The sequence below is a fragment of the Streptomyces sp. NPDC034103 genome, from assembly GCF_055575395.1.
Genome location: NZ_JBVISS010000005.1, coordinates 48,032 through 68,763, shown reverse-complemented (window position 1 = coordinate 68,763; position 20,732 = coordinate 48,032). Strand labels below are relative to the sequence as shown.

Annotated in this window: 18 protein-coding genes; 16 read left to right on the top strand and 2 right to left on the bottom strand. The window is 71.6% G+C overall.

Going from position 1 to position 20,732, the window contains the following annotated elements; all coding sequences use genetic code 11:
* Positions 1-7 precede the first annotated feature (7 nt).
* The 9 genes from ACZ56U_RS12065 to gatB all read left to right on the top strand — a co-directional run bounded on the left by ACZ56U_RS12065 (position 8) and on the right by gatB (position 10,428).
* A complete protein-coding gene (locus ACZ56U_RS12065) occupies positions 8-388 on the top strand; it encodes a hypothetical protein (RefSeq protein WP_469083933.1) in 381 nt (126 codons plus the stop codon).
* Between the two features lie 55 nt (positions 389-443).
* Complete coding sequence (locus ACZ56U_RS12060) at positions 444-1,451, top strand: methionine synthase (protein ID WP_469083932.1); 1,008 nt, start codon at positions 444-446, stop codon at positions 1,449-1,451.
* Between the two features lie 15 nt (positions 1,452-1,466).
* Positions 1,467-3,659: an NAD-dependent DNA ligase LigA gene (gene ligA, locus ACZ56U_RS12055; protein WP_469083931.1), complete on the top strand. Its 2,193-nt coding sequence runs from the start codon at positions 1,467-1,469 to the stop codon at positions 3,657-3,659.
* Between the two features lie 291 nt (positions 3,660-3,950).
* A complete protein-coding gene (locus tag ACZ56U_RS12050) occupies positions 3,951-6,194 on the top strand; it encodes a putative bifunctional diguanylate cyclase/phosphodiesterase (RefSeq protein ID WP_469083930.1) in 2,244 nt (747 codons plus the stop codon).
* Positions 6,195-6,265: 71 nt separating this feature from the next.
* Complete coding sequence (locus tag ACZ56U_RS12045; protein ID WP_469083929.1) at positions 6,266-6,757, top strand: cupin domain-containing protein; 492 nt, start codon at positions 6,266-6,268, stop codon at positions 6,755-6,757.
* Positions 6,758-6,865: 108 nt separating this feature from the next.
* Entirely contained in the window at positions 6,866-7,162 is a 297-nt protein-coding gene (gene gatC / locus ACZ56U_RS12040; RefSeq protein ID WP_007384860.1) for an Asp-tRNA(Asn)/Glu-tRNA(Gln) amidotransferase subunit GatC, read from the top strand.
* Positions 7,163-7,168: 6 nt separating this feature from the next.
* Positions 7,169-8,662, top strand: coding sequence for an Asp-tRNA(Asn)/Glu-tRNA(Gln) amidotransferase subunit GatA (gene gatA, locus ACZ56U_RS12035; protein WP_469083928.1), 1,494 nt, complete (start codon positions 7,169-7,171; stop codon positions 8,660-8,662).
* Positions 8,659-8,898, top strand: coding sequence for a hypothetical protein (locus ACZ56U_RS12030; RefSeq protein WP_391232590.1), 240 nt, complete (start codon positions 8,659-8,661; stop codon positions 8,896-8,898). Before gatA ends, ACZ56U_RS12030 begins: the two co-directional genes overlap by 4 nt.
* A 15-nt stretch (positions 8,899-8,913) precedes the next feature.
* Complete coding sequence (gene gatB, locus ACZ56U_RS12025; protein ID WP_469083927.1) at positions 8,914-10,428, top strand: Asp-tRNA(Asn)/Glu-tRNA(Gln) amidotransferase subunit GatB; 1,515 nt, start codon at positions 8,914-8,916, stop codon at positions 10,426-10,428.
* A 53-nt stretch (positions 10,429-10,481) separates the two neighbouring features.
* Here the strand turns inward: gatB and ACZ56U_RS12020 are convergent, their stop codons facing one another.
* Complete coding sequence (locus ACZ56U_RS12020) at positions 10,482-11,288, bottom strand: SAM-dependent methyltransferase (RefSeq protein WP_469083926.1); 807 nt, start codon at positions 11,286-11,288, stop codon at positions 10,482-10,484.
* 141 nt (positions 11,289-11,429) lie between these two features.
* On the opposite strand from ACZ56U_RS12020, the gene ACZ56U_RS12015 reads away from it, so the two are divergent.
* The 7 genes from ACZ56U_RS12015 to ACZ56U_RS11985 all read left to right on the top strand — a co-directional run bounded on the left by ACZ56U_RS12015 (position 11,430) and on the right by ACZ56U_RS11985 (position 19,337).
* On the top strand, positions 11,430-11,732 hold the full coding sequence (locus tag ACZ56U_RS12015; protein ID WP_469083925.1) for a hypothetical protein: 303 nt from the start codon (positions 11,430-11,432) through the stop codon (positions 11,730-11,732).
* Positions 11,733-11,923: 191 nt separating this feature from the next.
* Entirely contained in the window at positions 11,924-14,152 is a 2,229-nt protein-coding gene (locus ACZ56U_RS12010; RefSeq protein WP_469083924.1) for an MMPL family transporter, read from the top strand.
* Entirely contained in the window at positions 14,130-14,702 is a 573-nt protein-coding gene (locus ACZ56U_RS12005) for a GNAT family N-acetyltransferase (protein ID WP_469083923.1), read from the top strand. The genes ACZ56U_RS12010 and ACZ56U_RS12005 overlap by 23 nt, the downstream gene beginning before the upstream one ends.
* A 35-nt stretch (positions 14,703-14,737) precedes the next feature.
* Positions 14,738-15,328, top strand: coding sequence for a hypothetical protein (locus tag ACZ56U_RS12000; protein WP_469083922.1), 591 nt, complete (start codon positions 14,738-14,740; stop codon positions 15,326-15,328).
* A 195-nt stretch (positions 15,329-15,523) separates the two neighbouring features.
* Positions 15,524-15,709, top strand: a complete 186-nt coding sequence (locus ACZ56U_RS11995) for a hypothetical protein (protein ID WP_469083921.1) — start codon at positions 15,524-15,526, stop codon at positions 15,707-15,709.
* 308 nt (positions 15,710-16,017) lie between these two features.
* Positions 16,018-19,062: a helix-turn-helix transcriptional regulator gene (locus tag ACZ56U_RS11990; protein ID WP_469084273.1), complete on the top strand. Its 3,045-nt coding sequence runs from the start codon at positions 16,018-16,020 to the stop codon at positions 19,060-19,062.
* A gap of 92 nt (positions 19,063-19,154) precedes the next feature.
* Positions 19,155-19,337: a DUF6191 domain-containing protein gene (locus ACZ56U_RS11985; RefSeq protein ID WP_469083920.1), complete on the top strand. Its 183-nt coding sequence runs from the start codon at positions 19,155-19,157 to the stop codon at positions 19,335-19,337.
* 27 nt (positions 19,338-19,364) lie between these two features.
* On the opposite strand, the gene ACZ56U_RS11980 is transcribed toward ACZ56U_RS11985, so the two are convergent.
* A complete protein-coding gene (locus ACZ56U_RS11980) occupies positions 19,365-20,531 on the bottom strand; it encodes a PQQ-dependent sugar dehydrogenase (protein WP_469083919.1) in 1,167 nt (388 codons plus the stop codon).
* Positions 20,532-20,732 lie beyond the last annotated feature (201 nt).

The following is a 20,732-nucleotide window of genomic DNA, read 5'->3' as shown; positions in this document are numbered from 1 at the left end:
GTGGTGGATGCCCGAGGTGACGGGCGGCGACGAGATACGGGTCTGGCTGGCGCGGGTGTGGGACCGCACCGAGGCCGCGCTGATCCTGGAGGGCGGGGACGACGGCAGTCCGCTCGCCGGGCGCCGGGTGCTCGGCGAGGTCATGGACCCGGCGGACCTCGGGGAGCTGCGGGCGCTCACCACGGCGGGGAACTTCCTCGACGACCGCTGCCGCTGCCACGGCTCCCTGACCATCGCCCTGCTGGACGTCGACGCCGAGTTCATCGGCAGCGGCAGCTACCACGGCCGCACCGAGGTCTCCTGGGCGGACTACGGCAACAACCTCCAGGTCGCCGAGCCCGAGCGGCTGCTGGACTTCCTGACACGGTACGGCGCGTACCCGGGGTGAGGCCTTCCGTGCTCCGGCGACCGGGTCCGGTCGGAGGGTTGCATACGCTGTCCCGGTGAGTGCAGACAGTCAGTTCACCTTCGCCCCCGCCACCGGCATCGGCTCCCTGCCCGGCGGTGACGCCAGGGAGGCCGCCAGGACGGCCACCGGGTCCTTCGAGGACTTCCCGTTCCTGCCCGAGCTGCCCGCGCGCGGACCCGGCGCGGACATGATCGGGCGGACCGCCGGGATGCTCGTCGAGGTCTTCGCGCGCGTGGAGCCCAGCGGCTGGCGGATCGGGGACCGGCCCGGCCGGGACACCAAGCGCGCCCGGTCCTGGCTCAATGAAGACCTGGACGCGCTGGAGGAGTTCACCCAGGGCTACGAGGGCCCGCTCAAGGTGCAGGCCGTCGGTCCCTGGACCCTCGCCGCCGCGCTGGAGCTCAGGAACGGCGAGTCCGCTCTCTCCGACCTCGGCGCCTGCCGCGACCTCGCCGATTCCCTCGCCGAGGGCCTGCGTGAGCACCTCGCGGAAGTACGGCGCCGGGTACCCGGTGCCCAGGTCGTCCTCCAGCTCGACGAGCCCTCCCTCGTCGCGGTGCTCCGCGGCCAGGTGAGGACCGCCAGCGGCTACCGGACCCACCGCGCCGTCGACCGGCAGGTCATCGAAGCCGCCCTCCGCGATGTCGTCGGGGTTCACGGTGACGGACCCGTCGTGGTCCACTCGTGCGCACCGGACGTCCCGTTCGCGCTGCTGCGCAGAGCGGGCGCGGCGGCCGTCTCCTTCGACCTCGGTCTGCTCACCGAGCGTGACGACGACGCGATCGGTGAGGCGGTCGAGAGCGGCACCCGGCTCTTCACCGGTGTCGTACCCGGCACGGACACGGCATTGTCAGACCCTGCCGGTAGCGTCATGGGTGTCAGAACGCTGTGGCGCAGGTTGGGGCTGCATCCCGGGCTTCTCGCGGAGGCGGTCACCATCACTCCGGCGTGCGGGCTCGCGGGCGCCTCCCCGAGCTACGCGCGGGAGGCTCTCGCCCACTGCGCCCAGGCGGCGAGATCCCTCGCGGACAACCCAGAGTAACGGGAGGACCACACGGTGGCCGGCGACAAGCAAGCGGAGACGACGGTGCCCGCCGAGGCACGGGAGCAGCACGCGAAGCTCGCTGAGCAGATCGAGGAGCACCGCTTCCGGTACTACGTGCAGGACGCTCCGGTCGTCAGCGACGCGGAGTTCGACCAGCTCCTGCGGTCGCTCGAGGCGCTGGAGGAGGAGTACAGCGAGCTGCGCACACCGGACTCGCCGACGCAGAAGGTCGCCGTCGAGTTCGAGACCGACCTCGCCAAGGTCGAGCACCGCGAACGCATGCTGTCGCTCGACAACGTCTTCGACGACGCGGGGCTCGCCGCATGGGTCGAGCGCGTCCACAAGGACGTCGGTACCTCGGACCACCACTTCCTGTGCGAGCTCAAGATCGACGGCCTGGCGGTGAATCTGACCTACGAGAACGGCAGGCTCACCCGCGCGGCCACGCGGGGCACCGGGCGGATCGGCGAGGACATCACGCCCAATGTGATGACGATCGCCGAGATCCCGCACCGGTTGAAGGGCGACCGGGTGCCGAGCCTCGTCGAGATCCGCGGCGAGGTCTACTTCCCGATGGAGGCCTTCGAGGGCCTCAACGCCCGCCGCCTGGCGGCCGGTGAGAAGCCGTACGCCAACCCCCGCAACTCCGCCTCGGGTTCGCTGCGGCAGAAGGACCCGAAGGTCACGGCGACCCTGCCCCTGCACATGGTCGTCCACGGCATCGGCGCCCTGGAGGGCTTCGACGGCATGACCCGTCTGTCCCAGGCCTACGACCTGCTCAAGGAGTGGGGCCTGCCCACCGCCCAGCACAACAGGGTCGTCGACGACCTCGACGGGGTACGGGAGTTCATCGCGTACTTCGGCGAGCACCGGCACTCCGTGGCGCACGAGATCGACGGCGCGGTCGTCAAGCTGGACGAGATCCCGCTCCAGGGACGCCTCGGCTCCACCTCGCGCGCGCCGCGCTGGGCGATCGCCTACAAGTACGCGCCCGAAGAGGTCAACACCAAGCTCATCAACATCCGTGTGGGCGTGGGCCGTACGGGCCGGGTCACGCCCTACGCCCAGGTCGAACCCGTCACGGTCGCGGGCTCGGAGGTGGAGTTCGCCACCCTGCACAACCAGGACGTCGTCAAGGCCAAGGGCGTGCTGATCGGCGACACCGTGGTGATCCGCAAGGCCGGTGACGTCATCCCCGAGATCCTCGGTCCGGTCGTGGACCTGCGGGACGGCGACGAGCGCGAGTTCGTGATGCCGAGCGAGTGCCCCGAGTGCGGCACGGCGCTGCGGCCGATGAAGGAGGGCGACGTCGATCTGCGCTGCCCCAACGGGCAGGGCTGCCCCGCCCAGTTGCGCGAGCGTCTGTTCTACCTCGCCGGCCGCAAGTCGCTGGACATCGAGCACTTCGGATACGTCGCCGCGGCGGCCCTCACCAAGCCGCTGGAGCCCGCCGAGCCGCCGCTGAAGGACGAGGGCGACCTGTTCGACCTGACCATCGAGCAGCTGCTCCCCATCAAGGCGTACGTCCTCGACCAGGACAGCGGACTGCCCAAGCGCGACCCGAAGACCGGCGAGGAGAAGATCGCCACGGTCTTCGCCAACCAGCAGGGCGAGCCGAAGAAGAACGCGGTCGCGATGCTGGAGAACATCGCCGCGGCCAAGGAGCGCCCGCTCGCCCGTGTTCTCACCGGGCTGTCGATCCGGCATGTCGGCCCGGTCGCGGCCGAGGCGCTGGCCCGTGAGTTCCGCTCGATCGAGCGCATCGAGCAGGCGACGGAGGAGGAGCTGGCCGGCACCGACGGCGTCGGCGGGATCATCGCGAAGTCGCTCAAGGAGTGGTTCGCCGAGGAGTGGCACCAGGAGATCCTCCGCAAGTGGCGGGCCGCCGGCGTCCGCATGGAGGAGGAGACCGCGGGCGAGGACGAGGGGCCGCGTCCGCTCGAAGGCCTCACGGTCGTCGTCACCGGCACCCTGGAGCGCTACACCCGCGACGGCGCCAAGGAGGCCCTGCAAAGCCGTGGGGCGAAAGTGACCGGTTCGGTTTCGAAGAAGACGTCTTTCGTCGTTGTGGGTGACAATCCTGGCTCGAAGTACGACAAGGCGATGCAGCTCAAGGTGCCGGTTCTGAACGAGGACGGCTTCGACGTCCTGCTGGAACAGGGTCCCGAGGCCGCCGCCGACGTCGCGCTGGCGATCCAGGAGTAGGCGAGAAGCAGTCGACGAACAGGCGGAGCAGCGGTTGAAGGCCACCCGATCGGCGCATACCAGATGCATACGGGTGGTCGGGGCGCATTCGGGCAACCGTCGACGACCGCTGCCCGTGGAAGCCTTCTGCGGCCTACTGTTGAGATGTGCGCCTGCCGTGCCCAGCTGCGGTGGGGGCATCCCTTTGCTCCTCAGGAGCAGAGGGAAGGGTTTTCCAACGCGGCGCCGTAGCGGGTTTGTCGGGCAACGGGCCGTGTGGCGTGGGCACCGCCGGCTGTGAGAGGGACGGGAATGGAACCGACCGAGAGCGCCGCCCCGGACTCACGGCTGCGCCGGATGACCGGCGCCTGGCGGGGGAGCCGGCGAGCGCCGCGGTCCGTGACACGTCCGGGCGAGGAGGCACGCGTCGCCGGACCGTACACCGCCGTGGCCGAACGCCCGCCCGCCCCGCCCACCGCCGAGCACGTCTCCGGTATCCCGGGCGTCGGACCCGAACGGCACCTGTCCTGGCCCGCCCTGCCCACGGCGGTCGTCGCGGTCGCCGGGTTCGTCCTCGGCGCCGGCTTCTACCGGGCCTTCACCGGCAGCCAGGCGCTCTTCCCGTCCGGCACCGTCGGCTGGTCCCTGGCCGTGCTGACCGGCGTCATCGTCGGCCACCTGGTCGCGCTCGGCCGTGCCCGCTGGTGGGGCGGCACCGGCTCGGGCGCCGCCCTCACCCTCGCCGTGCTGGTGCTGTACGGCTGGGTGCCGGCCGGCATGGTCAGCCTCACCGTCGTCGTCCTGGTCGGCACAGCCAGACGCCACCGCTGGCGGCAGGGCGTCCTGCACGGCGCGGTGGACATCCTCGGCATCGGTGCCGGGGCCCTGGTGCTGGCCGTCTTCGGCCGTGTCCCGTCGGTCGAGACCCCCTGGAACCCGGACAGCTGGTCGCTCTACACCGCCCCCGAGGTGATCCTCGTCGCGGTCGCCTATCTCGCGGTCACCCGCACCCTGCTGTGGCACCTGCACGCGCCGCGCACCGGCGCGGTGCCCACCGTCGCCCGTACCGCCCTGGTCAGACAGGGCCTGGTCGCGGTCGCGCTGCTCGGTATCGCACCGCTGGTCTGCGTCGTCGCCGTCGCCAAACCGGTGCTGCTGCCGCTGTTCGCGATCCCGCTCATCGCCCTCGACTCCACCCTGTGGATAGCGCGGGCCCGGGCGGAGGAGCAACTGCGCGACCCGCTGACCGGGCTCCCCAACCGGCAGTGGCTGCTGGAACGCACCTGGAGCGCCCTGGACGACGCCGAGCGCATTGGCGCCCGGTCCGCCCTGATGCTCATCGACCTCGACCGCTTCCGCTCGGTCAACGACACCCTGGGTCACCTGGCCGGCGACCGGCTGCTGCTCCAGATTGCCGACCGGCTCCAGCGGGCCCTGCCGCGCGGAGCGGAGGCCGCGCGGCTCGGCGGTGACGAGTTCGCCGTCTTACTTCCCGTCGCCGACTCCACGACGTCCGCGACCCGCGTCGCCCGGAGCCTCGTCGCGGCCCTCAGCTCACCGCTCGACCTGGACGGGCTCACCCTCGTCCTGGAGGCCAGCGCCGGAGTCGCCGTCTTCCCCGACCACGCCCTGGAGGCCGAGGGGCTGCTGCGCCGGGCCGACGTGGCGATGTACCAGGCGAAGCGGGACCGTACGGGCGTCGAGGTCTACGAGTCCAAGCGGGACTCCAACACCCCGGACCGCCTCGGTCTCCTGGGCGACCTGCGCCGGGCCCTCGACGCGCACGAGGTCGAACTGCACTACCAGCCCAAGGTCCGCTTCGACGGACAGGTGGCGGGCCTGGAGGCCCTGGTGCGCTGGGTGCACCCGGAGCGCGGGAGGGTGCCCCCGGACGAGTTCATCGCGATCGCCGAGTCCTCCGGGCTGATGCCGCACCTCACGGAGTACGTCCTCGACACCGCCCTCGCGCAGGTCGCCGTATGGCGGGCCCAGGGCCTGTACGTCCCGGTCGCCGTGAACGTCTCCCCTCGTGATGTCCACACCCCCGGCTTCGCCGGCTCGGTCGCCGCCCGGCTCGCCCGGCACGGCGTCCCCGCCGGCTCGCTCCAGCTGGAGATCACCGAGCACGTGCTCCTGGAGGACCCGCAGCGCGCCGCCGACACCCTCGCCGGCCTGACCGGGCACGGCGTGAAGATGTCCCTCGACGACTTCGGTACCGGCTACTCCTCGCTGGTCCATCTGCGGCGGCTGCCCGTCAGCGAGCTGAAGATCGACCGCTCCTTCGTCGCCCGGCTGGCCGTGGACACCGAGGACGCCGCGATCGTGCGCTGCACGGTCGACCTCGCGCATTCGCTGGGCCTGCTCGTCGTCGCCGAGGGCGTCGAGGACGACGAGACCTGGGAGCGGCTGCGCGACCTGGGCTGTGACGCCGTACAGGGCTGGCTGGTCGCGGCGGCCATGCCCGCGGAGGAGGCGACGGCCTGGCTGCGGGCGCGCGGTTCGCGCGGGTGGCAGCGGCCGAGGGCGGCGCTGCCGGCGGCCGCCGCCGACGAGTAGCACCCGGCGGCACCTTCCGGGGATCCTGGTGGTGGGCGTCGAGTCCGCACCGGTCACCAGGGGGATGACAGATGTCGCTGTTCGTACCGAAGTTCGACGAGTCCGTGATCGTGCGGGACGCCGAGGCCGAGACCCTCGGCGGCGCTCCCGTGGCCGTGAAGCTGCTGGCCGACAGCAGTGCGTCCGGCGGCGCGCTGTCCACCGTGCGGGTCACCCTCGGCGAGGGGGCCGACGGCGCGAAACCGCATCTGCACCACCACTCCGCCGAGATGTTCTTCCTGCTCGACGGTGCGGCGGAGCTCCTGTCCGGCGATGACATCGTCACCGCCGAGGCCGGTGACCTGGTCATCGTCCCGCCGGGCAGACCCCACGCCTTCGCCGCCGTCCCCGGCGCCACCGCCGACCTGCTGATCGTGATCACCCCGGGCGTCGAACGCTTCGAGTACTTCCGCCACCTCCAGCGCATCCGCCTCGGCGAGGCCCGTCCGGAGAGCCTGCTGGAGGTCCAGGAGCTCTACGACAACCACTTCCTGAGGAGCGAGACCTGGGACGGGCGGCACTGATCCCGGGGAAACCGTTTCACGGGCACACAGCGGCGCCCCATAGGATTGGGACCAGCCGTCACGGCTAGCCCCGCCCGAACCACACGCACTCACCCAGAGGATCGCTGCATGCCTGGCATCACGCGCGAGGAGGTCGCCCACCTCGCACGGCTGGCGCGTCTGGAGCTGAAGCCCGAAGAGCTCGAGCACTTCGCGGGACAGCTGGACGACATCATCGGCGCGGTCGCACGCGTCAGTGAGGTCGCCGACCAAGACGTACCGCCGACCTCGCACCCGCTCCCGCTGACGAACGTCATGCGGGCTGACGAGGTCCGTCCGTCGCTCACACCCGAGCAGGCGCTCTCCGGCGCCCCGGCCCAGGAGCAGCAGCGTTTCAAGGTGCCGCAGATCCTGGGGGAGGACTAAGAAGTCATGACGGACATCATCAAGCTCACCGCCGCCGAGACCGCCGAGAAGATCGCCTCCGGCGAGCTCACCGCGGTCCAGGTCACCGAGGCCCACCTGGCCCGTATCGAGGCCGTCGACGAGAAGGTGCACGCCTTCCTGCACGTCGACCGCGAGGGCGCCCTCGCGCAGGCCCGCGCCGTCGACGACAAGCGCGAGCGGGGCGAGAAGCTCGGTCCGCTCGCCGGTGTGCCCCTCGCGCTGAAGGACATCTTCACCACCGAGGGCATCCCGACGACCGTCGGCTCGAAGATCCTCGAGGGCTGGATCCCGCCGTACGACGCCACCCTCACCAAGCGTCTGAAGGCCGCCGACGTGGTCATCCTCGGCAAGACCAACATGGACGAGTTCGCCATGGGGTCCTCGACGGAGAACAGCGCCTACGGCCCGACCGGCAACCCCTGGGACCTCACCCGCATCCCCGGCGGTTCCGGCGGCGGTTCCTCCGCCGCGCTGGCCGCGCACATGGCCCCCCTCGCCATCGGCACCGACACCGGCGGCTCCATCCGCCAGCCGGCCGCGGTCACCGGCACGGTCGGTGTGAAGCCGACGTACGGCGCGGTCTCCCGCTACGGCATGGTCGCCTTCTCCTCCTCCCTCGACCAGGGCGGGCCCTGCGCCCGTACGGTCCTGGACGCGGCGCTCCTGCACGAGGTCATCGCCGGGCACGACCCGCTCGACTCCACGTCCATCGACGCCCCGGTCCCGCCGGTCGTCGAGGCCGCCCGCAACGGCAGCGTCGAGGGCATGCGCGTCGGTGTCGTGAAGCAGTTCCGCGGCGAGGGCTACCAGGCCGGTGTCATCCAGCGCTTCGACGAGTCGGTCGCCCTCCTCAAGGAGCTGGGCGCCGAGATCGTCGAGCTGGACTGCCCGTCCTTCGACCTGGCGCTCTCCGCGTACTACCTGATCGCGCCCTCCGAGTGCTCCTCCAACCTCGCCCGCTTCGACGGCCTGCGCTACGGCCGGCGGACCGGCGACGACGGCACCCACTCGGCCGAGGAGGTCACCTCCCTCACCCGTGAGGCGGGCTTCGGCCCCGAGGTCAAGCGCCGCATCATGCTCGGCACGTACGCCCTGTCGAGCGGGTACTACGACGCCTACTACGGCTCCGCGCAGAAGGTCCGCACGCTCATCACGCGCGACTTCGAGAAGGCGTTCGAGCAGGTGGACGTGATCGTGTCGCCCACGACACCCACCACCGCCTTCCCGATCGGTGAGCGCGCCGACGACCCGATGGCGATGTACCTCGCCGACCTGTGCACCATCCCGACCAACCTGGCGGGCAACGCGGCCATGTCGCTGCCGTGCGGTCTGGCGCCCGAGGACAACCTGCCCGTGGGTCTCCAGATCATCGCCCCGGCCCTGAAGGACGACCGGCTCTACAAGGTCGGCGCCGCCGTCGAGGCCGCCTTCGTGGAAAAGTGGGGGCACCCGCTCCTGGAGGAGGCACCGTCGCTGTGAGCAAGCTGACCAAGGCGAAGGACTTCAAGAAGTCCAAGTCCGGTACGTACCTGTCCATCGCCGGAACCGCGTTCGGCGCGATCGGCGTCGCCAAGCGGCTCAGGAAGGCCCGCGCCGAGAAGGACACGCTCGTCCTGATCGACGCCACCGTCTCCGCGGTCGCGATCGTCACCGGCCTCGCCATCCTGTACCGCGAGCTGAAGCGGCTGGGCGACGACGACGTCCTGCTGGGCTGAGAGGGAAGTTTCACCGTGACCACCACGACCGACCTGGTGTCGTACGAGGACGCACTCGCGTCGTACGACCCCGTCATGGGCCTTGAGGTCCATGTCGAACTCGGCACCAAGACCAAGATGTTCTGCGGCTGCTCGACCGAACTCGGTAGGGACGCCAACACGCAGACCTGTCCCGTCTGCCTCGGCCTGCCCGGCGCGCTCCCGGTCGTCAACGCGACCGGCGTGGAGTCGGCGATCAAGATCGGTCTCGCGCTGAACTGCGAGATCGCCGAGTGGTGCCGCTTCGCCCGGAAGAACTACTTCTATCCGGACATGCCGAAGAACTTCCAGACCTCCCAGTACGACGAGCCGATCGCCTTCAACGGCTACCTCGACGTCCAGCTGGAGGACGGGGAGACCTTCCGCGTGGAGATCGAGCGCGCCCACATGGAGGAGGACACCGGCAAGTCGACCCACGTCGGCGGCGCCACCGGCCGCATCCACGGCGCGTCCCACTCCCTGCTGGACTACAACCGCGCCGGCATCCCGCTCATCGAGATCGTCACCAAGCCGATCGAGGGCGCCGGCGAGCGCGCCCCCGAGGTCGCCAAGGCGTACGTCCGGGAGCTGCGCGAGGTCATCAAGGCGCTCGGCGTCTCCGAGGCCCGCATGGAGATGGGCCAGATGCGCTGCGACGTGAACCTGTCGCTGCGCCCGCACGGCCGCGAGAAGTTCGGCACGCGCTCGGAGACGAAGAACGTCAACTCCCTGCGGTCCGTGGAGCGCGCGGCCCGCTTCGAGATCCAGCGGCACGCCGCGGTCCTGAGCAGCGGCGGGACGATCGTCCAGGAGACCCGGCACTTCCACGAGGACACGGGGTCCACGACCTCGGGCCGGGTCAAGGAGGAGGCCGAGGACTACCGGTACTTCCCCGAGCCGGACCTCGTCCCGGTGGCCCCCTCGCGCGAGTGGGTCGAGGAGATCAGGGCGGCTCTGCCCGAGCTGCCGCTGGTGCGCCGCAACCGGCTCGTCGCGGAGTGGGGCATCACGGCCCTGGACATGCAGGCGATCCTCAACGCCGGTGCGCTGGACCTGATCGTCGCCACCATCGACGCCGGTGCCGACGCGGCCTCCGCCCGCAAGTGGTGGATGGGTGAACTGGCCCGCAGCGCCAACGAGTCGGGCAAGGCGCTCGACGAACTGGCGATCACCCCGGCGCAGGTCGCCCGGGTCACCGAGCTCGTCGCCAAGGGTGACCTCAACGACAAGCTGGCCCGTCAGGTCATCGAGGGCGTCCTCGCGGGCGAGGGCACCCCGGACGAGGTCGTCGACAAGCGCGGTCTGAAGGTCGTCTCCGACGAGGGCGCCCTGGGCACCGCCGTCGACGAGGCCATCGCCGGCAACCCGGGCATCGCCGACAAGATCCGCTCCGGCAAGGTCGCCGCGGCCGGCGCCCTGGTCGGCGCCGTCATGAAGGCGACCCGCGGTCAGGCCGACGCGGCCCGCGTCAAGGAACTGATCCTGGAGAAGCTGGGCGTCAGCGAGGGCTGAGCCCTCACCCGCGTACGGCCCCGGAGGGATCCCCTCCGGGGCCGTGGCGTTCGCTACTTACGGCGTCCTACGACCCGTACGAACCCCAGCGTGCGGCCCTGGTCGACGCGCACCATCTCGCCGACCTCGCGGGCCATGGTGCGATGGAACTCCTCCGGGCTCTCCTCGGCGATCACGTCGCACCACAGCAGCCAGTCCCGCCAGCCGTCCTCCTGCCAGTCGGCGGCCTCGACCTCCACGGCCCCGGAGCGGGTCCAGTGGCGACGCCACCACTCGGCGGAGTGGAACGCCCAGTAACCGGGGTCCCAGTACGGCTTGAGGTGCTCCGGCGGTTCGACCCCCGCCGGCTCCTCCCGCAGCGCCGGCACGACCACCCCGATCCGCCCGCCCGGCTTCAGCAGCCGGGTCAGGGTGGGCAGATACAGATCGTTCGTCCCGAAGTACTGGTAGGCGTCGACGCTCACGATCGCGTCGAAGCCGCCCTCGGCGAACGGCAGGTCGTGCGCCTCGGCGTGCACGGGCAGCACCCGGTCGGCGAAACCGGCCTCGGTGACGCGCCGCGCGTTCTCGTCCGGCGTGACCCACAGGTCGGCCGCGGTGACCTGGGCGTGGTACTCCCTGGCCAGGAAGACCGAGGTCATCGCCCGGCCGCAGCCGAGGTCGAGGACGCGGGCGCAGGGGCGCAGGGTGTCCAGGCCGAGCACGGGCGCGAGCCACTCCAGCAACCACAGCGCGTTCGGGCCCATCTGGTTGTCGATGACCCAGCGGACGTCGTAGGTGTTGCTGCGGGGGTAGCGGGCGTGGGTCAGCCGCTGGGTGAGGGCCTCATCCGAGGTCCCCGGGGTGGTGATGTCTGGCATCGGTGAACGGGCTCCTTGAGTCCGAGAGGACGGAAAAGGGATACGGCGGAGCTCGGTCGGACGCTCAAACAACGCACCTGCTTCGGTCATGGGCCGGACGGGCCCGGGTTCTCTCAGCGGAACACGCTACGCTCGCCCGCCATGAACGGTCCTGCGAATTCCGAGCCCGACATACAGGGGGAGTACGACGACCAGGTCTTGGACGCCCGGCGGGCCCGCTGGACGGCGTCGGGCACCGGCGCCCTGCTCGCCCTCGCCGGTCTGGCCGCGTCGGCACTGCGGCTGAGCGACGCCGCCCCCGCACTGGTCCCGGCCGCCTACGGCCTCGGTGCCGCCGTCTGCGCGCTGGCGGCGCTTCTCGGCTCCCGGGGCCGGACCCGCAGAGCCCTGTGGCTGCTGATCGCGGGCGTGATGGTGATGGCGCTGGGCGACCAGTTCGACTGACATGACAGAGTGACCGTTACTGTCCTGTGATCTGCCTCCCACTCCTGTGAATAAGCCCACGAACCGCATAAACGATCACTTTTGGCTGCAAGAGTGGTCCGCGCATTGCTCATGCGTTCTTTGCGGGCTGTTCACACCATGGACGACTGTTCCCGGTCAAAGATCCACACATCCACCCGGGAGCACGATTCGTGGCAGCCCTCGCACGCTGGTGTGTCCAGCGCCGCCTCGTCACCGTCCTGCTGTGGCTGCTCGCCTTCGGCGGGGTCACCGCGGCCGCCGCCGTCGCGGGCTCGGCGTACTCGAACGACTACGAGGTCCCCGGCACCGAGTCGGGCCGCGCCACCCAGCTGCTCCAGGACGGTTTCCCCGGCCTCGGCGGCGACAGCGACACCGTCGTCTGGCACACCCCCACCGGCACCGTCCGCGCCTCCACCGTCGAGCAGACCATGACCCGGACCCTCGACGAGATCGCCGACCTGCCCGGCGTGGCCGCCGTCGTCGGCCCCTACGACGACCAGGGCGCCGCCCGGATCAGCGAGGACGGCCGCACCGCGTACGCCACGGTCACCTTCGACAACCCGGCCGACGACATCGACAAGGCCGAGGCGCGGGCCGTGGTCACCGCGGCCAAGGCCGCCCAGGGCGACGGGCTCCAGGTGGAGCTGGGCGGCGGCGCGATCGCGCTCACCGAGTCCAGCGGCGGGCATCTGGCCGAGGCCGTCGGGGTGGTCGTCGCCGCGCTCGTGCTGTTCCTCGCCTTCGGCTCCCTCGCCGCCTCGCTGCTGCCCATCGCCACCGCGCTGGTCGGCGTCGGCACCGCCTACGCCGGCATCGTGCTGCTCGGGCACGCCATGACCGTCGCCGACTTCGCGCCCATGCTCGGCATGCTGATCGGTCTCGGCGTCGGCATCGACTACGCCCTGTTCATCGTCACCCGACACCGGCGCGGACTCAAACGCGGACTGAGCGTGCCCGAGTCCGTCACCAACGCCGTCGCCACCACCGGACGGGCCGTCGTCTTCGCGGGTGCCACGGTCTGCATCGCCCTGCTGGGGATGCTGATCCTCCGGCTCGGCTTCCTCAACGGCGTCGCGATCGCCGCCTCCCTCACCGTCGTCCTCACGGTCGCGGCCTCCGTCACGCTGCTGCCGGCTCTGCTCTCCCTCATCGGCATGCGGGCACTGAGCCGGCGCGAGCGGCGGCACCTGGACGAGCACGGCCCCCAGCCCGAACTGCCCACCGGGCTCGCCGCACGCTGGTCGGCGTTCGTGGAACGGCACCCCAAGCTGCTCGGTGCGGTCGCGCTGGTCGTCATGACCGTCCTGGCCCTGCCCACCCTGGGCCTCCACCTCGGCACCTCCGACCAGGGCAACGACCCCGAGTCCGCCACCACCCGCCAGGCCTACGACCTCCTCGCCGACGGCTTCGGCCCCGGCGTCAACGGCCCCCTCACCCTGGTGACCCACGTCGACGGCGCCGAGGACAAGCTGCTCCTCGACAACCTCGACGCCACCATCCGCACCACCGAGGGCGTCGCCTCCGCCACCCCGGTGACCTACAACACCGGCGGCGACACCGGGTACTTCACGATCGTCCCGACCTCGTCCCCGCAGTCCCAGCGGACCAGCGACCTCGTCGACCGGCTGCGCACCGAGGTGCTGCCGCGCGCCGAGACCGGCACCTCCCTCGACATCCAGGTCGGCGGGGTCACGGCCTCGTACGACGACTTCGCCGAGGTCATCGTCGGCAAGCTGCCCCTGTTCGTCGGGGTCGTCATCGGCCTGGGCTGTCTGCTGCTCCTGCTCGCCTTCCGGTCCGTCGGCATCCCGCTGAAGGCCGCCGCGATGAACGTCGCCGCGGTGGCCGCCGCCTTCGGGATCGTCGTCGCGGTCTTCCAGTGGGGCTGGGGCAGCGAGTTCCTCGGCCTCGGCCGCGCGGGACCGATCGAACCCTTCCTCCCCGTGATCATGGTGTCGGTCCTCTTCGGGCTCTCCATGGACTACCAGGTCTTCCTGGTCAGCCGGATGTACGAGGAGTGGCTGGAGACCGGCGACAACCGGCGGGCCGTACGGGTGGGCCTCGCCGAGACCAGCCGGGTCATCAACTCCGCCGCGGTCATCATGATCTCGGTCTTCCTCGCCTTCGTCCTCAGCGGCGACCGCGTGATCGCCATGTTCGGCATCGCGCTCGCCGCCGCCGTCGCCCTGGACGCCTTCGTGCTGCGCACCCTGCTGGTGCCCGCCCTCATGCACCTGCTCGGCGGCGCCAACTGGTGGCTGCCGGGCTGGCTGGACCGCCGGATGCCGCGCATCAGCATCGAGCCGCCCGAATGCCGCCCGGCCCGTGAAAGGCTGGACGACGTCGTGGCGGAGCTGGAGAGGGAGCGGGACGAGGATGTACGCGATATCGCTGGGTGACGACGTCGAGCTGCGGCCCCTGGAGCCCTGGCACGCCGAGGAGTTCCTGGCACACCTGGACCGCGGGCGGGAGTTCATCAACCAGTACGTCCCCTTCGGCTCCAAGGCGCAGGACGTCGTCGGCGCCCGCGAGGTGCTCCAGCGCTACGCCGACATGCGCGCCGCCGACACCGGCTCCCTGCACGGCCTGTGGCTGGAGGGGAGGCTGGTGGGCGGGGTGCTCTTCCTGAACTTCGACGCCGACCAAGGCAACTGCGAGGTCGGCTGCTGGCTGGAACCCGCCGGTACCGGGCGCGGACTGGTCACGCGCGCGATGCGGGTGCTCATCGACTTCGCCGTCGAGCGGCGCGGCATCCACCGCGTCGAATGGGTCGCCGCGGCCGGCAACACCCCCAGCCTGAACGTGGCCCGACGGCTCGGCATGACCCGCGACGGCGTCCGCCGCGAGGGCCAGCTCTATCGTGGGGTGCGGCACGATCTCGAGGTGTGGTCGGTGCTGGCGCCCGAATGGCGTGAGGCACGCGCGCGTGCCGCCCACAGCGATCATTAAGAGACCTCTCAGACTGCGTCCGTACGGTGCGAGGTATGGGAACCAGGACTGCTGACCAGACCGGGGCCGAGACGGGCCCCGAGGCGACGACCGATGAGGAGAACGTGGACGTCACGAAGAGCGACGCCGGCACCGACGGGGTGACGGGGGCCGACGCCGAGGACGGCGCCCTGGAGGACGGCGAGACCGTCGTCGTCAACGAGACCGTCGTCGACGGGCAGGAGGGTCCCTCCGGAGTCGGTCAGGGCGCGGGTGCCGTCGTGTCCGCCGCGCTCGGTCTCGTCTCGCTCACCGGCGGTTGGATCGGCTCGGTGGCCGCGCAGAAGGAGAACCTGCTCAGCCAGCTCCAGAACTCCTCGCAGAACTCCAGCGTCGCGACGCTGCTGAAGGAGGGCTACGGCGACGTCTGGAACGTCCAGGCCCTGTACGCCGGGGTCTTCGCCCTGGTCGCCCTGCTGGTCGGCGTCTTCGTGCTGGTCCGGCCCGCCTTCGGGGCGCCCGGCAAGCCGCAGGCCGCGTGGATCAGGTCCGTCGCCTGGGCGGGCGTCTCGCTCGGCGTCATCGGGCTGCTGATCGCCGTGCTCAAGTACAGCGACGTACTGGTCAGCCTGCCGTCGGCGAGCTGAGTCACCGCAGGTCCCGGGGGGTCTTAGGGCGGCGTGGAGCACCTTACGCCGCGTCCTGAGGCCCCTTAGGCGTGTCTAAGGCCCCTGGAGCGGCCCAAGATGCGGAACTCTCCCGATGTGGCGGACCCGCCTGGGAGGCGAAGGTTGAGGCATCGCAGAAAGCGAAGCACGAAACCGACTCTCCAAGGGGACACCATGTACGAGTACGAGCTCTCCCAGCTCCGTTCCGCCGAACTGCTCCGTCAGGCCGCGCAGGAGCGGCTGGCCCGCGAGGCGGTCCGCAGCCGTCGAGCGGCCCGCCGCGCGGCACTCCGCCACGAGACCGAGGGCGAGGTGCATACCTGGAGCCCCCGGCGGCTCCGGTTCCCGCGCGCCGCGTGAACCCGGGCAAGGAGGACGGCCGTAGAGGTCACCTGACCGCGGCCGTCCTCCGGATCACCGGACCACACGAGAACCCGATCTCCGGACCACACGAGAACCGGATCTCCGGACCACACGAGAAACCGGATCCCGGCACAGCCGTCTCCGGTACACCCGCCTCCCGCACGCACACCACGACCGACGCCGTCCCGCACGCCGGGGCGGCGTCGAGCGGTGTCGCGCCGGAGGCATCCGTTCCGCGTGCGAGGGATGCGGCCATGATCACGCCCCGCGTGAAAACCGCTGCGGCCCTGTCGGACACCCGTGCGATGCTCGGGCCCGTGGAGACCAGGTCCGTGAGTCCCGTGTTCGTCGGCCGCACCGAAGAGTTGACCGTCCTGCGCGACGCGCTCGCCCGAGCCGCCGGGGGCGAGCCCCAGGCACTGCTCATCGGTGGCGAGGCCGGCGTCGGCAAGACGCGGCTCGTCGAGGAGTTCGCCACCGCCGCCGGCGGCGAGGGCGCGCTCGTCGTGCTCGGCGGCTGTGTCGAGATCGGCGCCGACGGGCTGCCCTTCGCCCCGTTCTCCACCGCCCTGCGCGCCCTGCGCCGCGAACTGCCCGAGGAGCTGGCCGCCGCGGCCGCCGGACAGGAGGAGGAACTCGCCCGGCTGCTGCCGGAACTGGGCGAGGCACCCTCGGGACGCCACGACGAACAGAGCATGGGCCGCCTCTTCGAACTCACCGCCCGCCTCCTGGAACGCGTCGCCGCCGACCGCACGGTCGTCGTCGCCCTGGAGGACCTGCACTGGGCCGACGCCTCCACCCGCCACCTCCTCGCCTACCTCTTCCGCACCCTGCGCACCGGCCGCCTCGTCGTCCTCGCCACCTACCGCGCCGACGACATCCACCGCCGCCACCCGCTGCGCCCTCTGCTCGCCGAACTCGACCGGCTGCGCACCGTCCGCCGCCTCGAACTCGGCCGCCTCAACCGCACCGAGGTCGGCCGCCAGATCGCCGGCATCCTCGCCTGCGAACCCGCCCCCGCCCAGGTCGACGACATCTTCGAACGCTCCGACGGCAACGCCTTCTTCGTGGAGGAACTGGCCGTCTCCGGCCACGACAGCTGCTGCGCCGGCCTCACCGACTCCCTGCGCGACCTGCTCCTGGTCCGCGTCGAGGGACTGCCCGAGAGCGCCCAGCGGGTCGCCCGGGTGGTCGCCGAGGGCGGCTCCACCGTGGAGTACCGGCTGCTCGCCGCCGTCGCGGGACTCGCCGAGGACGACCTCATCGAGGCGCTGCGGGCCGCCGTCAACGCCAACATCCTCACCGCCGCACCCGACGGCGACGGCTACCGCTTCCGCCACTCCCTGGTCCGCGAGGCCGTCAGCGACGACCTGCTGCCCGGCGAACGCTCCCGCCTCAACCGCCGCTACGCCGAGGCCCTGGAGGCCGACCCCGCACTCGTGGCCGCCGACGGCCGCGTCATGCGCCTGGCCACCTACTGGTACCACGCCCACGACGCCGCCAAGGCCCTGCCCGCCGTCCTGGACGCCTCGGTCACCGCCCGCCGCCGGCACGCCTACTCCGAACAACTGCGGCTCCTGGAACGCGCGATGGAGCTGTGGGACACCACCCCCGAGGACGTCCGGGCCGCCCTGCGCCCCGTCGACTACACCGAGGTCTACCCGCCCTGCGGCTGTGACCCCGCCACCACCCCGCTGCGCTACCTCGACCTGATGGCCGAGGCCGCCGTCGCCGGCCGGCTCTGCGGCGAGCGGGAACGCGCCCTGAAGATCACCAAGCGTGCGCTGCACCTCCTGGAGGAGGAGGGTGATCCGCTGCGCAGCGCCTGGTTCTGGGTCCAGCGCTCCCGGCTGATGTCGGGACTGTCCCGCGGCGACGGCTGGCGGGAACTGGCCACCGCCCAGGACCTGGTCCGCGGTCTGCCGCCCTCCGAGGTGCACGCCGAGGTCCTCGCCAACGTCGCCAACTGGTCCATGGTCCACGTGCCCGGCCCGGACGCCTTCTCCGCCGCCGAGCGCGCCGTGGAGTACGCGCGCATGCTCGGCGCCGACGAGATCGAGATGAACGCCCGGCTCACCCTCGGCAGCCTCAGGGTCCACGCCGGCGACATCGAGACAGGCCTCGCCGAGATGCTGGAGGTCAAGCGGCAGACCGTCGAACGCGGCCTCTCCGCCGTCGCCGCCCGCGTCTACGTCAACCTCCCGGACGCCCTCGAAGCCGTCGGACGCTCCGCCGACGCCGTACCCGTCCTGGAGGAGGGCCTCGCCTACACCCGGCGGTACGGCCTGACGGAGAGCGAGGCCTGGGCCTGGGGCAACCTCGCCGAGTCCCTGTGCAGCCTGGGCCGCTGGGACGAGGCCGCCGAAGCCGCCACCAAGGCGGGACGCGCCGGACAGAGCGCCAAGCCCAGCGGCTTCCACGCCCTCCTGCGCGCCGAACTCGCCCTCGCCAGGGGCGACCTGGCCGAGGCCGGCCGACAACTGAGCGCCTCCCGCGGCCACTTCGGCAGCCACGACCGCCCACCGCAGAACGAGATCCCCCTCGCCCGCGTCGCCATCGGCGTCGCCGCCGGCGAGGGCCGCCTCCTGGACGCCCGAGCCGAACTCGAACGCGCCATGGACACCGGCTTCCCGCCCGACACCCAGCGCTACGCCTGGCCCCTCCTGCTGACCGCCGCCACCATGGAGGCCGACGCCCTCGGTCTGCCCGCCGCCGCCCCCGGCCGCGCCGCACTCCTCGAACGCATCCGCCGGACCGCCAGATTGCTGGCCACCAACGCCCCCGTCTGGCAGGCCTACGAGCGCTGGGTCCGCGCCGAACTCCTGCGCGCCGAGGGCACCAGTGACCCCGAGGACTGGTCCGAGGTGACCGCGGCCTTCGAGCCCCTGGACCGCCCCTACGACCTGGCCCTCGTCCGCCACCGCCTCGCCGAGGCCCTCCTGACCACCGGCGGCGAGAACGAACGCGACCGGGCCACCGAGCTGCTCCGGCTCGCCCTGGCCGTCGCCCGCCATCTCGGCGCCCGACCGCTGGTCGACGCCGTCACCCACCTCGCCCAGCGGGCCCGCCTCATCCTGACCCACGCCCCGCAGCGAGCCCTGGCCCCCGCCGATCCCGCCGAGGCCCTCGGACTGACCGGCCGGGAACGCGACGTGCTGCGCCTGGTCTCCGCCGGCCGCACCAACCGCCAGATAGCCGAGGAACTGTTCATCTCCCCGAAGACGGCCAGCGTCCATGTGTCGAACATCCTGGCCAAGCTCGGCGTCTCGGGCCGGGGCGAGGCGGCGGCGGTCGCCCACCGGCTGGGGCTGTTCCCGTCGGAGCCGCTCACCGGTCGTACGGCGGGGTGAGGCCCCGCCGTGGAGGGGGGGCGAACAAGCTCACCCTTCGACCGCGCGGCATCAGGCTTACGCTGTCAAAGACGCCGCCCGAGGGAGATCCTGTGTTCAACGCCTTTGAGGAACTGTTCGCACCGGGTCGCAAACACACCCGGGACGAAGAGAACCGGCTGGAACTGACACGGGAGGACGTCGGCGACAGCGATCCCGGACACGGACCGATAGACCTGGCGTCCGGCAAGGTCGTCGTACGGCCCACGACGGCCGAGGAGCCGTCCGAGGGGTGACCGGGGCGGCGGCGGAGCCGCTCGCGGTCAGCTCACCTGCACCTCCAGGATCCGGTCGTCGTCCTGCCCGGGGTCGCCCCGGCCGTCCGTGTTGCTGGTGACCAGCCACAGTTTGTCGCCGCCCGCCGACACCACCGTGCGCAGCCGGCCGTACTCGCCCTCCAGGAAGGCCTGCGGGTCGGCGGCGGCCTCCGTGCCCTTCAGAGGGATGCGCCACAGACGCTGGCCCTTCAGGCCCGCCATCCATATCGAACCCTCCGCGTACGCGATACCGCTGGGGGAGGCGTCGTCCGTGGCCCACTGGGACACCGGGCTGTGGAACTCCTGGTCGTCCGTCCTGCCCTCGGCCTCCGGCCAGCCGTAGTTGTCGCCCGGCTTGATCGCGTTCAGCTCGTCCCAGGTGTCCTGGCCGAACTCCGAGGCGAACAGACGCTGTCTGGCGTCCCAGGCCAGGCCCTGCACATTGCGGTGCCCCAGCGAATACACCGGGGAGTCCGGGAGGGGGTTGCCCGGGGCCGGGTCGCCCTCCGGGGTCATCCGCAGGATCTTGCCGCCCAGGGACTTCTCGTCCTGGGACAGGCCGGTGTCGCCACTCTCGCCCGTGCCCGCGTACAGCATCTTGTCGGGGCCGAAGGCGATCCGGCCGCCGTTGTGGATGAAGCCCTTGGGGATGCCCTTGAAGAGGGTGTCGGGCGCGCCGAGCTGTTCACCGGCGGGCTTCTTCTCCTCGTACAGCATGCGCACGACGCGGTTGTCCGAGGCCGAGGTGAAGTAGGCGTAGACCAGGTGGTCCGAGGCGTAGTCCGGCGACAGCGCGAGGCCCATGAGCCCGCCCTCGCCGGCGGGGGAGACCCCGGGCACCTCTCCCAGCTCGGTCTTCTTGCCCGTCTCCGCGTCGACCCGGGTGATCGTCGCCTCGTCACGGGAGGAGACCAGCAGGTCGCCGTCGGGCAGCGGGGCCAGGCCCCACGGGGTGTCCAACCCGGTGGCGACCGTGCGCAGCACCTTCGCGGTGCCCTTCGCGGGCGGTGTCTCCTCGGCGGCCTGCCGGGTGGGGGAGGACGGGGCGGCCGTACTGCTGGGGGGTGTCCCGCCTGTCGCGGGGCCTTCTCCCGGGCCGCCGTCCGACGAGCAGCCGGCCGTCAGCAGGAGGGTGCTCACGGCCAACACGGCCGTCACCACTCGACGTTGCACGATCTCGGTCCCTTCGACGCGGCGAGTTCTACTGTTCTTACACCGCTCGCGCCTCCCAGGTTCCCGATCTCCAGGACCCGATGCGGGGAGGTGCCGCCCGACACCCGGGTTCCCGGTCCGGGGGAGGTGACGCGAGGGCCACGGATCGGGCGCCGGGCCGGGCTGGACCGCCGCGTCCCCGTGATCGGAACGTCGAGCTGC